The sequence below is a fragment of the Aeromonas sp. Prich7-2 genome (assembly GCF_017939255.1).
Lineage (GTDB): Bacteria > Pseudomonadota > Gammaproteobacteria > Enterobacterales > Aeromonadaceae > Aeromonas > Aeromonas caviae.
In genome coordinates, this window is record NZ_JAGKRI010000163.1 from 1 (window position 1) to 770 (window position 770).

Below are 770 nucleotides of genomic sequence, written 5' to 3' on the forward strand. Positions count from 1 at the left end.
GCCGTTGTGGTCGTGGCAGAGGTGGTAGGATAGGCATCAACTCAGTCCTTTGGGTGTGGCTTGTTTTGTTTAGCGACTAATCAGATCGCACAAACTGGACTGAGTTCCCTTCCTCCGGTGATCTACTATTCGGAACAGCTATTTAGCAAGCAGCAAGGGTAAGAAGTACGCCATTGAGCAGATATTCCCGCGCCATTTCTTCCAAACGGCGAAAGCTGTGGGATTTGAGCGTTCTGCTATGGAAGAGATCCTGACAGAACTGGCCGACGCCGTTGATGCTGTTATTGAGCGCGTGACCCAGCAATTGCCGGCAAGCTTCCCTTCAACCATCAGCAACGCCATTTTAGAGGGTCTAAAGGCCCGTTCAGCAAGGCTGACCATGGGCTGGGATTAAAACGCCATACTATTGCCATATGTGAGATCGCTGCACAGTTGAGGGTGGGCCACCTGGGAACTTGCACGATAAGGACAGTAACTGTGATCAACCTCTCAATGTGCTGATTTGGTTAGTTTTACCCCGACTCGCCCCCGATAAGTCACTAACTTATTGAAGAAAAAGAACTCTTTACATTCTGCATCGGCAAGTAAATCCGCAGAGCAGGCAATGAAAAGCCCGGGTTCATCCCGCAATGCTGTTCACTTAAGCGGAGCCGCATTGCGATTTACCGGAAAACGGGTCTTTGATATCTTCACCGCCCTGGGTCTCGATGGCCTGGGGCGTTTTTCTATGAACATGACGCCTATGCAGCCCCGCAACTCCGCCAACCTCC

Annotated in this window: 1 protein-coding gene; it reads left to right on the top strand. The window is 51.0% G+C overall.

Going from position 1 to position 770, the window contains the following annotated elements; genetic code table 11:
* Positions 1–238: 238 nt before the first annotated feature.
* A complete protein-coding gene (locus tag J9892_RS24780) occupies positions 239–394 on the top strand; it encodes a hypothetical protein (protein ID WP_246876722.1) in 156 nt (51 codons plus the stop codon).
* Positions 395–770 lie beyond the last annotated feature (376 nt).